We start from the raw sequence: 12,241 nt of genomic DNA on the forward strand, positions 1-12,241 counted from the left end.
CTGCCGGCAGGCAGTCAGGTGATTCACGACGATGTTCGACAAGGCCTACCGGCAGCGCCTCGAAGCTGACCTCGCGCAATGGGAAGCCGATGGCGTGATCGCGCCGACGGCGGCCGCCTCGATCCGCAACGTGCTGCCGCCGCTATCGCCCGGCATCAATATCGCGGTGGTGGTCGCCATCGTCGGCGGCCTGTTGATCGCAGCCGCGTTTCTCGCTTTCGTCGCCGCGCACTGGACCGAGATCGCGCGGCTGCTGCGCTTCGCGATCCTGCTGGCCGGCATGGTCGTTGCCGGCGGTCTCGGCGCGTGGTTCGCCACGACGGGCCGCACCGTCCTTGCCGACCTCTGCGCGAGCATCAGCGCGATCATCTTCGGCGCCGGCATCGCGCTGGTCGGCCAGATGTACCATCTGGGCGATGATTTTGCCGGTGGCATGCTGCTGTGGTCGATCGGCGCGTTTGCCGCGGCCCTCTTGACCGGCTCGCGCGGCGCGCTCGCGGTCGGCCTCGTCGCGGCCTGCATCTGGACCTGCATGCGGATCTACGATGCGCCCGATGTCCTGCATCTTCCGTTCGTGGTGGCCTGGCTGATCGCCGCCGCGCTTGCGTTTGCCTGGAATTCGCGCGTCGCGGCCCACCTCGTCGCAATCGCGGTGCTGCCGTGGTGGATCGCGACGTCGCTTCGTTTTGACTTCGATGCTGCCCAGCCGTCCTTCGTGCTCGCGAACGGTGCGGCCCTGCTGTTCGGTGCGGGGCTCGCGATCGCGGCTGCGCGGTCGCCGCGGGCAGGGCGGCTTGGCGCCGTTCTGTCGGTTTACGGCGCGTTTGCGCTGGCGATCGTCGCCTTCCTTGAGGTGACGACGGTCGACGACCTCTTCCGCTTCCGGACCGGTGCGGCGTCGGCCCAGCCGCTATGGGCGATCCTGTGCGGGGCTGCGGGCGTGGTCCTCGCTCTCGTCTCCGCCGCGCTCACGAAGCGCACAGGCGAGATCCTTGCGGCCTGCGCGATCGGCCTCGTCCTGCTCGCCGCGCCGATCTGGCCGGCATCTGCGGCCGGCGAGTCCTGGTTCGCTTATGCCGCGCTGCTTTGCGCCATGCTCTGCCTCGTCGTCTCCGGCATGCTCGATGACGTCCGCCCGCGCATCGTGGCCGGATGGCTCGGGATCGCCGGGGTCATCGCCGGCATCACCTGGGCGGTGAAGGGCTCTCTGCTGCGCCGCTCGGCCTTTCTTGCGGCGGCCGGTGTCATCGCCGTCGTATTTTCCACTGCGCTCAATCGCGCGCTGCCGAGGGCTCAGCGATGATCGAGTCCATCACAAGGTTCTGGCAGCGCATCCCGAGAGCCGTTCTGTTTGGCGTCGCCATCCTGCTGCAATGCGTGCTGCTGGTCCTGATGGTCGCCGACCGCATGCAGATCCTGCGCGAAGGCCGTGAGGTGACCCTGCAGACCCAGCCGGTCGATCCCCGCGATTTCCTGCGCGGCGACTATGTCGTGCTTCGCTACGACATCTCGCAACTGGCGGCAGGCGCACTCGCCGGCAAGACCGCCGAGACGCGCAATCCCGTTGTGTTCGTCAAGCTCGCGCCCAATCCCGGCGGCCTTTACGAGGCTGTCTCGGTGTCCGCCGAGCCTGTCGCGGTCACCGCGCCCGAAATCCTGATCCGCGGCCGCGTCAGCTATTCCTGCGGCTCGACCAGCCGCATCTTCTGCGACAAGCTGACCATCAAATACGGTCTCGAAAGCTATTTCGTGCCCGAAGGCGAGGGCAGGAAGCTCGAGCAGGCCCGCAACCAGCAGAAGCTCCGCGTCGCCGCCGCCGTGCTGCCCTCCGGCCGCGCCGCCATCAAGCGGCTGCTGCTCGACGGAGAGCCCGTGTACGAGGAGCCGTTGTACTAGCGATCGATCGGCTTCGCCTTCAACGCCCGCCGCAGCACGTCCCACATCCGTGCTTCGCTCATGTGCGCCACGTTGAAGCGCATGAAGTGCGACGCCGTCTGCGACACGCTGAACACGTTGCCGGGTGCGAGCACGACATTCTCTTCGAGCGCCGCGCGGGCGACCGCCGTGGCATCCTGCCCGTCGGCGAGGCGGCACCAGAGGAAGAAGCCGCCGCGCGGCATCAGCCAGGGCTCGATGCCCAACGCCCCAAGTTTTCGCGCGACGTCGCGGCGCGCGCGCGTCAGCTTCTGCCGGAGTTCGTCCATGTGCTTGCGATAGCTGCCGCCGGCCAGCACCTTCGCAATGATCTCGGTCGCGACCGGGCTCGGGCCGCCAAAGCTGGTCGCGACCTGGAGATCGACGAGATGCTCGATCCAGTCGGCGCGCGCGGCGATGTAGCCGCAGCGCACCGAGGCCGACAGCGTCTTGGAGAAGCTGCCGATGCGGATCACGCGGTTCAAGCCGTCGAGCGCGGCAAGGCGCGGCGAGCGCTCCGGCTCGAAGTCGCTGAAGATGTCGTCCTCGATGATGGTGAGGTCGTGGGCGGCGGCCGCGGTCAACAGCCGGTGCGCGGTCTGGAGCGAGAGCGTCGCGCCGGTCGGATTGTGCAGCGCTGAATTGGTGATGTAGAGCCGCGGCCGCTCGGCCTCGAGAATCTGCTCGAAGCGCGCGATGTCGGGGCCCGACGGCGTGTAGGGTACGCTGACGATTTTGGCCTGATGCGCCCGCAGCAGCGCGCGAAAATTGAAGTAGCAGGGATCGTCGACCAGCACGGTGTCGCCGGGACGGAGCAGGAAACGGCAGATCAGGTCGGTGGCCTGCGTGCCCGAACCCGTCAGCATCAACTGGTTGATCGAGACTTCGATCGCGTCTTCGGCGAGGCGCGTCAGCAGCAGCCGGCGCAGCGCGAGGGAGCCGGACGTCGAGCCGTAATTGGTGAGCACGCTGGCGTCGGTGCGGGCGAGCGCGCGGGTGGCCCGGCGCAACGCTGCTTCCGGCATCCATTCCGGCGGCAGCCAGCCGCAGCCGGGCTTCGGCACGGCCTCGTCCGTATCGAGCGACTGCCTGGAGACCCAGAACGGATCGACGGCCCGGTCGCGGCGCGGCTCGGCCTCGGTCAGCGCCAGCGGCGGCGTGACGGTCGGCGAAACATAGAAGCCCGAGCCGCGGCGGGCGCGGATCAGGCCTTCCGCGGCAAGGCGATCATAGGCTTCGACGACGGTGGAGGGTGAAACGCCCATCGTGGTGGCGAGGCTGCGAATGGACGGCAGGCGGTCGCCGGCACCGAGCGCGCGACCGGCGACCTTGGCGCGGATCGCGTCCATCACGTCGATCGTCCGCGTTCCGCCGCGACCTTTGACTGGCGTCTCGCGATCCAAGTGCTCGCTGTCCAAGTGTATGACCTTCCATACCTATACAGTTTCGCCGGATTGTACTGGATTGTGACTGGCCTCGCCAGCGCGGAAGGCCGAGTGTCGCGACTCAAAAGAATGGGACGGACATGCAATCTGCGGGCAGCGGCTGGGGCAACGGGCTTCTCGGCGTCATCATCTTCAGCGGCTCCTTGCCGGCAACCCGCGTGGCGGTCGGCGGCTTCTCCGCGCTGTTCCTGACATCGGCGCGCGCGGTCATCGCGGCGCTGATTGGCGTGGTCGTTCTCTTCCTGCTCCGTCAGGCGCGGCCGCAGCGGAAAGATCTCGTCTCACTGGCCATCGTCTCCATCGGCGTCGTGGTCGGTTTTCCCCTGTTGACCGCGCTCGCGCTCCAGCACATTACCTCGGCGCATTCGATCGTCTTTATCGGCCTCCTGCCGCTGTCGACCGCGATTTTCGCCGTGCTGCGCGGCGGCGAGCGGGCGCAGCCGTTGTTCTGGTTGTTCGCAATTCTGGGCAGCGCCACGGTGGTGGGCTTTGCCTTCTCGAACGACGGCTCTACATCGGTTACCGGCGATCTCCTGATGGTCGCCGCGATCGTGCTGTGCGGGCTCGGCTATGCCGAGGGCGCTGCGCTGTCGCGCCGGCTCGGCGGCTGGCAGGTGATCTCCTGGGCGCTGCTGCTCGCGCTGCCGCTGATGATCCCGGTCGCGATCCTGACCTGGCCGCAGACATGGAGCGGCGTCAGCGTGCCCGCCTGGATCGGGCTCGCTTACGTCTCGGTCTTCAGCATGTTCGTCGGCTTCATCTTCTGGTACCGCGGCCTTGCGATCGGCGGCATCGCGCGCGTCGGTCAGTTGCAGCAGCTGCAGCCGTTCTTCGGCCTCGCGCTCGCCGGCTTCCTGCTGCACGAGCCGGTCGCCTGGAGCATGATCGCCGCAACCGCGCTGGTGGTCGTCTTCGTGTTCTTCGCGCGACGGTTTGCCTGAGGCCGCATGCCTCAGGCCTGATCCATCACCGTTCGCGTCAGCGTGCTCCGTGCGAACTTCTTCAGCGGCATCGGCTTGCCGAACAGAAAGCCCTGCACGAAGTCGAAGCCGAGCTCGTTGGCGGCGACGAGGTCGGCGCGGCTCTCGACGCCTTCGGCCACCGCGCGCACACCATAGCCCTGCGCCAGCTCGACGATGTGACGGCACACCGTCCGTTTGAGGCGATCGGTGCCGCTGCCGGTGACGAAGTGGCGGTCTGCCTTCAGCTTGATGAAAGGGATCTTGTCCAGATCCATCAACGACGGCCAGTTGGCGCCGAGATTGTCGATCGTGAGGCCGATATTGTGCAGGCGCATCTCGCGCGCGATCTCGGTCAGGAGGTCGAGATCGCGGATCGCTTCCTCGCTGTCGATCTCGATCGTCAGTCCGCCGAACGCCGGATGCGTCGGCATCCGGCGGCAGAGATCGTGGACGACGTGCGGCTCCTTCAGATACGAGGCCGGCAGATTGATCGAGAGATCGACCTGGCTCTGCCGCTCCAGCAGATAGTGCCAGTCCTGCAGGGCGCGCCCGATCACGAATTCCGAGAGATCGCGCAAATGCGGGTCGTGCGCTTCGGGAATGAAATAGGCGGGCGGCACCACGCCCCAGGTCGGATGCCGCATCCGCACCAATGCCTCGGCACCGCTGCGGACCAGCGTGCGTGCGTCGATCTTGGGCTGGTACCAGAGCTCGAGCCAGCCGGCATGAAGCGCTTCGCCGACATGCACGGCCGGGCTCGGTGCCGGCTCCTCCGGCAACAGCATCGCCACGCGCTCGCGCAGCGTCTCCGCGGCAAACGGCGTCGTCAGCGGCGGCAGCATCGCAAGGCCATATTCCTCGCCGACCTGCTGGACCGCCTTGACGATGATCGACTCGCGGGCGCCGACGGCCAGAACCTTGCCGTCGAACGCTTCGCGCACCAGGATCTCCAGAAATTTTCCCGGCTCGATGCCATCGGCCGCGATGCCGAGCAGGATCAGATCCGGCAGCTCGCTCGACAGCATCGCCTGCAGCTCGTCGGCGCTGGCGCATTCGCTGGTGACGAAGCCGAGATCCTCCAGCACCTCGCTCATGAAGGCGCGCAAGTGGCGTTTGCTGTCAGCCACGCACGCGCGCGGCGTCATTTTTCGCCGCCCGAAGGTCTTTGGCCTCCGTCCGGCGAGCTCAACAAGTTCATCGTTCATCGCAAAACAACTCCCGTTCCGTGACCGGTGTTAGCGACGGGAGCAGTTTCAAATAAGGAGGGCTTCACCCGATTGTTGAATTATCTGGGTAACGTTAAAGCTCGCATCATTTCTAAAATTGTACGGATCTTCTTCGAGAAGTTTTTACGTCTGACTGCGCGTCGCGCACGCGCCTGCGGCAAATCATGCAAGATTTTCCCGATGTGCGATTCCGCTGCGCGCGCGCCAATGTCCTGTAATTGGACGAAGCCGCACGCGCTTCGCCCAATTGAATAATGGACGCCTCAATTGGCTGTGGCCTTGTCGTGTTGAGCCATGCCGACGGCCTTGTAATCGTAGGTCGGATAGAACTCGGTGCGGTAGGGACCCCACGCGGTATCCTCGATGATGCGATTGACCTCGCGCAGGCGCGAGGCCGGCAGGCGCAGCGTGATCACCTGGCCGATTCCCATCATCACGTACCAGCTCACGACCTCGATTCCTGATGGCGGGAAAGATTTGTAATAGCCCTGCTTCTCGAGCTGCGCGTTCAGCTCGTTCAACGGACGCGATTGGTCGTGCTTGAAGAAGACGGTAAGCAGCACCGCGTTGTCGGCGGTCGGCGCAGCATTGCTCTGCGGCGGCGACGTCTGCGCCATCGTCGTCGACGTGAGCGCCAGCGCGCCGGCAAGCAAGGCCGCCGCCGTCAACGGTCGTCGGTTCGATCTCATCGCGAACTCCTTCCCAATGCTCATGCGATGGACCGGAGAATAGGGGCGAGGCGCGCGGCGGACGAACTCATTTTCACGCGATGCGCGCATGTTCCCGCCCGCGCTCGTGACGGTTATGCGACAATGCGCGCCGGCGTCACGGCGCAAATGTGAACTACATCACATGCGCATTGCTGCACCTGCGCTATTGCTCCACCCAGCCGGTGGTGGGCTGTTCAGGATTACAGCTATGTCGATGCGGCGAATGATGTATTGGTGGTTCAGGTTCGTGCTGTCAGGGCGATTTATGGATCGCTTCCTGTGCCTGCCGCGGATGGATTAGCCGCGGGCGCGATATCAGGTCTGCCCGATCAGTTTGCGAAACGCTGCCGCGCCGTCCTGGACGGCGTCTCGTCCCTTCCAGGCCAGATAGGAAAGTTTGCCGCCGAGCGTGTCGTGGCTGCGCAGCCGGCGCGAGCCGAGGATGTGACCGACATTTGACGGAAAGCGGCTGACCTCGGCCGAGACCAGCGCTGCGATCGAGTCCATCAATTGCTGCAGGCGGATGCCCCATTCGCTGGCCTCGATGCCGTCGATGCGGACCTTGAGCGCGTATTCGGTGTCGTAGATTTCGGTCAGCAGGTCGCGTGCGACCAGCACCCGGTTGTGCCGGAGCGCGACCCTCAGCGCGAGGCGCTTGTCGTCGAGCCGGTCGAGCGCCATGGGAACGACACAGGCATAGGGCGTGGCGGCGACATCGGCCGCGCTCTTGCTCGCGGCGGCCCTGGTGGCGAGGCGCACCAGTTCCCACGACGTCTTCAGCCGCCGCGCCACCAGCGCCAGCGCGAAGGGGAGCGCATCGGGATGGGCCTTCTTGAAGGCGTCGAGCTGCGCGGTGATCTGCGCGACCTGGCCATCGTCGAATTTCGCGATCTTCTCGGGCAGTTTTTCGTTGAACTTCGGCAGCGCGTCGCCGGCGCGCAGCACTTGCTGCATCTTCCGGACGTCGTCGAAAGCGGTGCGCGAGGCCGTATATTGCGCGAGCTTGCCGCGGGCGAACTCTGTGCTCTCGACTGAAGCCAACGTGTTCTCGAGCACCTTGACGACCTTGGTCTGGAAGGTCGACGCGGTCTTCAGCACTTCCTTGGGATTGTTGGCGGCCACCTGGTCGTTGATCGCCTTGATGTAGTCGCGCGCCATGGTCGGCAGCAGGTCGCGGCAGATCCACTCCCAGATCGGGGTCAGCGTGTTGCGCGAAATCCGCCCGGCGTTTGCATGCTCAGGCGCGCCGTCGATCAGCAGCAGTTCGAGCGGCGCGAAGAAATAGCGCGAGGGGCTGGTGGCGCGCGCCTGGGTCGATCCGTCCTTGCGAAACTCGGCGCGCAGGCGTGCCTGGATCCCGGCCGAGCCCGGCATGTCGATGCCGCACAGCTCGAGCCGCTCGAGCTCGCTGAGCAGACAGCTGCGCGACAGCGGCGTCAGCCGCTGCAGGAATTCCGACAGGCGATTGATCTCGTTCATGGCACGCAATCTTTCGCAACGATTCCAGCAAGCCTACAGGCTCAATGCATGGAGGCATTTGCGCGCTCTCAATCGTGATCCAGAGAAGCAAGTTGCCGTTAATTATTCCGTAAAATTCGGGGCGGCGGGACCGGCCGGATGGCGATGGGTCGGGGTTTTCGGCCGGGCGGCTCGGGGATCCGGGCGAAATCCTCAACCCTGGAATGATCGCCGCAAGTCTCGCGCAAGCATAAATTGTGCCGCCGCCGGTATTTTAGCGCAAAATTGTCAAAATCACCGTAGTCTTACGGATCAAAAAGTTAACCACAGACCGCCCCCGGTTCCGCTAAACAGATCACATGGGGTCACAGAATGATACGGCCACCGATTCGCCGCCGTCGGAATGGCACGAAAGCAGCACCGCTCCAGCTGAAGAGCTCGATTTCGTCCGCCTGAACGCCGCCCGCGCCAAGGCGGCCGACGAAATGGCCGCCGCCATCGCCCGCGAGCTCAACGGCCCCCTGACCGCGCTCCTGCTTTACATGGGCGAAATCAAGCACCACAGCGATCAGCTCGCGCCTGTTACCGGCGATCGGGCCTATTTGCAGCGGGTGGTCGAGAATGCGCTGGCGCAGACCGAGCGCGTCTGCGGCCTGGTCAAGCAGCTGGCCGGTCCGCATAAGGGCGGCTTGCCGGTCCCGTCCGTGACCGAGGCCCCCGAATTGAAGGTCGCGCGCGCCCAGCAAGCGCCGCGCCTGCCGAGTGCCGAGCTGCCGGGCCCACCCGGCCAAAAGCGCCTGACCAAGCGCGAACGCGAGGTGCTCCGGTTGATCAGCGAGGGCTATTCGAACAAGCAGGGCGCGCTGCGGATGCAGATCAGTCCGCGCACGTTCGAGAGCCATCGCGCCGAGGCGATGCGCAAGCTCGGTGCCCGCAACACTGCGGACCTCGTCCGCGCGGCGCTGCTGCATTCGATAGATTGAGGCTGCCGGCGTTATGCCGCCGGCCGGCGGCGCGCCCGGGATATCGGAATCCCGGGCTTTCCGATTCTGCTCAGAAATAATCTTCGGCGAAGGGACGCGCGCGCGACGAGGGCCGCAGCGGCTTGATCTCTTCCTTCGGCGCGTTCGGGATGATCGTGATGGTCCAGCGCGGGGGCGTGCTCGATTCCTGCTCCAGGACCGAGCGCACGAAGCCAGTCACCGTCGACTCCCCGGACGTCACCGTCGCCATGCGACCGTTGAACTGGGCGATGCGGAAGCGACGGACTTCCTTCTGGTCCGCAGTCTCGTAGGTGAACATGGAAACCCTCCTGGTTTCCCGCGACTATCGCCACCTATGATTAGCCATCTGTGAAAATCCCAAACCGTAGAAGTACGGCGGGTTTCGCACGCGCTTTGCCGGATTCGTTTTCGCGCGAAATTGGACGCTGGAAAGCGTGTCTAGGCCTGCGGCTCCTGCGCGCGCGCGGCGGCGTAGGCGGCGTCCATCCGATCCAGGAGATCGTGGAATGCGGCATCGCCGAGCGTCTCCGCGCTCTTCTCCAGCCGCAGCGCCAGCGCCGCAAGCCTGGCATAGCCGAACGTTCCGGCCGCGCTTTTCAGCGAATGCGCTTCGCGCGTGATCCTGGCGTGGTGCTGGGCGAGCGAAAGCGTGCGGAACAGTTGCAGGCGTGCAGAGGTCTCGCTCCAGAACACCATGCGTACCTCACCGGCGCCATCCTCGCCGATCTCGCGCACGAGTGCGGCGTATGCGCCCGGCTCGCGCGCGGGCTCGGCATCGAGCGCCAGCTCGGCAGGCGCGACGGTCACTTCAAACATGGGGCTGCCTGTCCTGGTCACGGTTGGTTGGTCGCGCGGCCCGTGCGGCACGAGGTGCACCGTTTCTACGGCATTTGAATTTCAGTTCCGGTAGCAGGACAATGCGTGTTTGCAGGCCGGCATTAGCCGCAGATTTACCACGCGACCGGTCAGCGCTGGCCGAGCAGCCGGTCGTACTGGTTCTTCACCGTGGCATAGCACTCGCAGGCGGTCTGGCGCAGGCCGTCCAGGTTCAGAATCTGGATGTGTCCGCGGCTGTAGTGGATGAAATTGGCCTGCTGCAAGGTATGGGCGACCAGCGACACGCTGTTGCGCCGCGCCCCGATCATTTGCGCCATGGCCTCCTGGGTCAGCAGCAGACGGTAGTCGCCCGACAGGTCATGGGTGTGCAACAGGCAGCGCGACAGCCGCGATTCCACGGGATGGGCGGCGTTGCAGCCCGCGGTCTGCTGCACCTGCGCGTAGACCGCCAGCCCGTGGCGCGTGAGCAACGTCCGTAGCGTGCTGCTCTGGTCGGCTGCGATGCGCAGGCGGTCGAGATCCATCACGGACGAGGCGCCGGGAACCAGCACGATCGCCGTGTTCAGCGCGGAGGCATCGCCCATGGTCGAGAGCGTTCCGAGCAGGCTGTCGCGCCCGATCATGGCGACCTGCACATGTTCGCCCTTGGCGAGCTTCACCACCAGCGAGATGACGCCGCGATGAGGAAAATAGGCCCGCGTGAGCGTCTCGCCGGTCTCGACCAGCACGGCCTCGTGCGGCAGGTCGATCGTGCGCAGATGCGGGCGGAGCAATTCATAATCGTCCGCCGATAGTGCGGACAGGAAACCGTTGGATGGACGCACCATCGTTTCCAAAGCTGCCTCCCTTCTCCCGCGCCCGTTAATCGCAATGAGCGAATTCGTTTCCAATGCGCGTAAGTTCCACCATGTTCACGTCGGGATATATTGGCAATTGGTACATTGGAATCCGGACGACTACGCGATGCCGTTTGTGTGCATAGCGGCATGCAGTGCATCGCATCTGCGTCATTGCCGGATTCCGATGATGGCCGCGTGGCGGGCCTTCACGGCTGCATAGCAATCGCAGGACGTCGTCTTCAGCGCGGGCAGATTGATGATTTCGATCTGCCCGCGCGTATAGTGGATGATGCCGGCGCGCTGGAGGGCATGCGCGACGAGGGAAATGGCGTTGCGCCGTACGCCCATCATCTGCGCCAGCGTCTCCTGAGTCAGCGGAAGCATCTCGCTGTCCGAGAGGTCGCGGGCACGCAACAGCCAGCGCGCCAACCGGGCCTCGACCGGGTGCAGCGTATTGCAGAGCAGGGATTGCTGCGCATGTGCGAGCAGCGCCTGCTCATGGCGGATCATCAGGCTGCGAAACGGGACGCTTGCGGCCGCGACGGCGCGGAAGGCCGCGATTTCAAGCACGGACGCGGTTCCCGGGAACAGCACGACCGCGTCCGCCGGCGCGATGCCATCGGCCAGCGCGGCGCCGCCGCCCACGACGCTGTCGCGGCCCAGCATCGCGACCTCGATCATCTGCCCCTCGGACAGGCCGACCGTGATCGACACCGAACCGGCGTGCGGGAAGTAGACATGTTTCAGCGCGGCGCCCGCCTCACCCAGGACAGTTTCCCTGACCATTTCGACTGTCGCGAGATGGGGGCGCAGCAGATCGAGGTCAGCCGCGTCGAGCATTTGCAGCAGCTGGTTGGGCGGGTGGCCGCGCGCGGTCATGCAGACTCAATTCCACGTGTGCGATGGACGATCCGCGCCGCGTCCGGTTCGTCATCCGGTTGCACGGCAAGATAATTATATTGTAAGGGTTGTGGCGCCGTCCATATACCCGTTGGAGGGCAGACAGCCTGTGGCATTTGCGGCGGGATCAAGAAAAGCGCGCCGATTCGCGCACACGTCCGGTGAGTCTGTCCTGCATCAAGATCCGGGAAAGGGTGGTAGGGGACCTCGTGAGCCGCAACCATTGCATCCGCACGGCCGTCGGACACCGATGGATTGTCGGAGCCTCATGGCGCTCGAACTCGGCGCAGCGCGTTGTCTGCGCAAGCCGTTCACGCCCGACGCACTCCTCGTCATCATCAATGAATGCCTGCGAGAGCGCGAAGTCTGCAGTAGAAGTCTCTGGCCGCAGGTTTGCGTTAGGGATTATCGACGGTCGCAGCCGTCGGGTAATTCTTCGTTTACCGTGCGAGCGGCCCGCACCCATGCTGCGTATCGGACACGAAATGCCGTGCGCATGCGTCACCGATTGCGCGTGATCTGAATCTCTTCACGCCGTCCGTGCATATCCCCCGATATTGTCAGGATTCTTTTGCGCACGTCGTGACGCTGTTATCCGCGCGTTTACCTCTCGCGTTGCGCGCCTGACGTCGCGTGCCGGATCTGCGGAAAACCGCAGGCCCATGCGGTCGAATGGCAAACTTCGTTTCAATATCCGTATTAGCACGGAGGATGAAATTAACGGGACCGTGAAAGGGGTTGTCTAACGATCGAAAGCGAAGACTTCCGCCGATTCCAGGCGCGGCTCAGGCGTCGAAGTTCAGTTCAGTAAGGCGTGTCCATGGATGATCTGTTGCGGGAGTTTTTGACGGAGACCAGCGAGAGCCTGGACACCGTCGACAACCAACTGGTGAAGTTCGAGCAGGAGCCGAACAACGCCAAGATCCTGGATAACATCTTCCGCCTG

General features: G+C 64.9%; 12 protein-coding genes and 1 pseudogene. 5 read left to right on the forward strand and 8 right to left on the reverse strand.

Annotated features, from left to right (window positions below):
• Nucleotides 1-31 precede the first annotated feature (31 nt).
• Nucleotides 32-1,303, forward strand: coding sequence for a DUF2157 domain-containing protein (locus tag RAD16_RS34020; RefSeq protein WP_458162222.1), 1,272 nt, complete (start codon nucleotides 32-34; stop codon nucleotides 1,301-1,303).
• Nucleotides 1,300-1,896: a GDYXXLXY domain-containing protein gene (locus RAD16_RS34025; RefSeq protein ID WP_458162223.1), complete on the forward strand. Its 597-nt coding sequence runs from the start codon at nucleotides 1,300-1,302 to the stop codon at nucleotides 1,894-1,896. Before RAD16_RS34020 ends, RAD16_RS34025 begins: the two co-directional genes overlap by 4 nt.
• Here the strand turns inward: RAD16_RS34025 and RAD16_RS34030 are convergent.
• The gene (locus RAD16_RS34030; RefSeq protein WP_458162236.1) at nucleotides 1,893-3,263 is read right to left on the reverse strand and encodes an aminotransferase-like domain-containing protein; all 1,371 of its coding nucleotides are present in this window, start codon (nucleotides 3,261-3,263) and stop codon (nucleotides 1,893-1,895) included. The two genes, RAD16_RS34025 and RAD16_RS34030, sit on opposite strands and share 4 nt — an antisense overlap.
• Before the next feature lie 176 nt (nucleotides 3,264-3,439).
• On the opposite strand from RAD16_RS34030, the gene RAD16_RS34035 reads away from it, so the two are divergent.
• Nucleotides 3,440-4,300: a DMT family transporter gene (locus RAD16_RS34035; RefSeq protein WP_458162224.1), complete on the forward strand. Its 861-nt coding sequence runs from the start codon at nucleotides 3,440-3,442 to the stop codon at nucleotides 4,298-4,300.
• An 11-nt stretch (nucleotides 4,301-4,311) separates the two neighbouring features.
• Here the strand turns inward: RAD16_RS34035 and RAD16_RS34040 are convergent, their stop codons facing one another.
• From RAD16_RS34040 to RAD16_RS34050, 3 genes are all read right to left on the reverse strand, one after another.
• A complete protein-coding gene (locus RAD16_RS34040; RefSeq protein WP_458162225.1) occupies nucleotides 4,312-5,526 on the reverse strand; it encodes an EAL domain-containing protein in 1,215 nt (404 codons plus the stop codon).
• 284 nt (nucleotides 5,527-5,810) lie between these two features.
• On the reverse strand, nucleotides 5,811-6,236 hold the full coding sequence (locus RAD16_RS34045) for a hypothetical protein (protein WP_458162226.1): 426 nt from the start codon (nucleotides 6,234-6,236) through the stop codon (nucleotides 5,811-5,813).
• 336 nt (nucleotides 6,237-6,572) lie between these two features.
• Nucleotides 6,573-7,736, reverse strand: coding sequence for a hypothetical protein (locus RAD16_RS34050; protein ID WP_458162227.1), 1,164 nt, complete (start codon nucleotides 7,734-7,736; stop codon nucleotides 6,573-6,575).
• Nucleotides 7,737-8,074: 338 nt separating this feature from the next.
• Between RAD16_RS34050 and RAD16_RS34055 the strand changes: the two genes are divergently transcribed.
• Nucleotides 8,075-8,698 carry a LuxR C-terminal-related transcriptional regulator gene (locus tag RAD16_RS34055; protein ID WP_458162228.1) on the forward strand — a complete coding sequence of 208 codons (624 nt, stop codon included), beginning with the start codon at nucleotides 8,075-8,077 and terminating at the stop codon, nucleotides 8,696-8,698.
• A gap of 70 nt (nucleotides 8,699-8,768) precedes the next feature.
• On the opposite strand, the gene RAD16_RS34060 is transcribed toward RAD16_RS34055, so the two are convergent.
• From RAD16_RS34060 to RAD16_RS34075, 4 genes are all read right to left on the reverse strand, one after another.
• Complete coding sequence (locus RAD16_RS34060) at nucleotides 8,769-9,017, reverse strand: hypothetical protein (RefSeq protein ID WP_458162229.1); 249 nt, start codon at nucleotides 9,015-9,017, stop codon at nucleotides 8,769-8,771.
• Between the two features lie 140 nt (nucleotides 9,018-9,157).
• Nucleotides 9,158-9,535, reverse strand: a complete 378-nt coding sequence (locus RAD16_RS34065; RefSeq protein WP_458162231.1) for an Hpt domain-containing protein — start codon at nucleotides 9,533-9,535, stop codon at nucleotides 9,158-9,160.
• 149 nt (nucleotides 9,536-9,684) lie between these two features.
• A complete protein-coding gene (locus tag RAD16_RS34070; protein ID WP_458162232.1) occupies nucleotides 9,685-10,383 on the reverse strand; it encodes a Crp/Fnr family transcriptional regulator in 699 nt (232 codons plus the stop codon).
• A 180-nt stretch (nucleotides 10,384-10,563) separates the two neighbouring features.
• Nucleotides 10,564-11,274: a Crp/Fnr family transcriptional regulator gene (locus RAD16_RS34075; protein WP_458162233.1), complete on the reverse strand. Its 711-nt coding sequence runs from the start codon at nucleotides 11,272-11,274 to the stop codon at nucleotides 10,564-10,566.
• Nucleotides 11,275-11,563: 289 nt separating this feature from the next.
• Here RAD16_RS34075 and RAD16_RS34080 point away from each other — a divergent pair.
• Nucleotides 11,564-11,647, forward strand: a pseudogene (locus RAD16_RS34080) (response regulator); the annotation flags it as partial.
• Nucleotides 11,648-12,241 lie beyond the last annotated feature (594 nt).

The sequence above is a fragment of the Bradyrhizobium sp. 18BD genome, from assembly GCF_054185225.1.

Excerpts from the sequence above, each read along its gene's own strand:
- RAD16_RS34020 (WP_458162222.1), top strand. The coding sequence starts at position 32 with ATGTTCGACAAGGCCTACCGGCAGCGCCTCGAAGCTGACCTCGCGCAA.
- RAD16_RS34025 (WP_458162223.1), top strand. The coding sequence starts at position 1,300 with ATGATCGAGTCCATCACAAGGTTCTGGCAGCGCATCCCGAGAGCCGTT.
- RAD16_RS34030 (WP_458162236.1), bottom strand. The coding sequence starts at position 3,263 with ATGGACGCGATCCGCGCCAAGGTCGCCGGTCGCGCGCTCGGTGCCGGC.
- RAD16_RS34035 (WP_458162224.1), top strand. The coding sequence starts at position 3,440 with ATGCAATCTGCGGGCAGCGGCTGGGGCAACGGGCTTCTCGGCGTCATC.
- RAD16_RS34040 (WP_458162225.1), bottom strand. The coding sequence starts at position 5,526 with ATGAACGATGAACTTGTTGAGCTCGCCGGACGGAGGCCAAAGACCTTC.
- RAD16_RS34045 (WP_458162226.1), bottom strand. The coding sequence starts at position 6,236 with ATGAGATCGAACCGACGACCGTTGACGGCGGCGGCCTTGCTTGCCGGC.
- RAD16_RS34050 (WP_458162227.1), bottom strand. The coding sequence starts at position 7,736 with ATGAACGAGATCAATCGCCTGTCGGAATTCCTGCAGCGGCTGACGCCG.
- RAD16_RS34055 (WP_458162228.1), top strand. The coding sequence starts at position 8,075 with ATGGGGTCACAGAATGATACGGCCACCGATTCGCCGCCGTCGGAATGG.
- RAD16_RS34060 (WP_458162229.1), bottom strand. The coding sequence starts at position 9,017 with ATGTTCACCTACGAGACTGCGGACCAGAAGGAAGTCCGTCGCTTCCGC.
- RAD16_RS34065 (WP_458162231.1), bottom strand. The coding sequence starts at position 9,535 with ATGTTTGAAGTGACCGTCGCGCCTGCCGAGCTGGCGCTCGATGCCGAG.
- RAD16_RS34070 (WP_458162232.1), bottom strand. The coding sequence starts at position 10,383 with ATGGTGCGTCCATCCAACGGTTTCCTGTCCGCACTATCGGCGGACGAT.
- RAD16_RS34075 (WP_458162233.1), bottom strand. The coding sequence starts at position 11,274 with ATGACCGCGCGCGGCCACCCGCCCAACCAGCTGCTGCAAATGCTCGAC.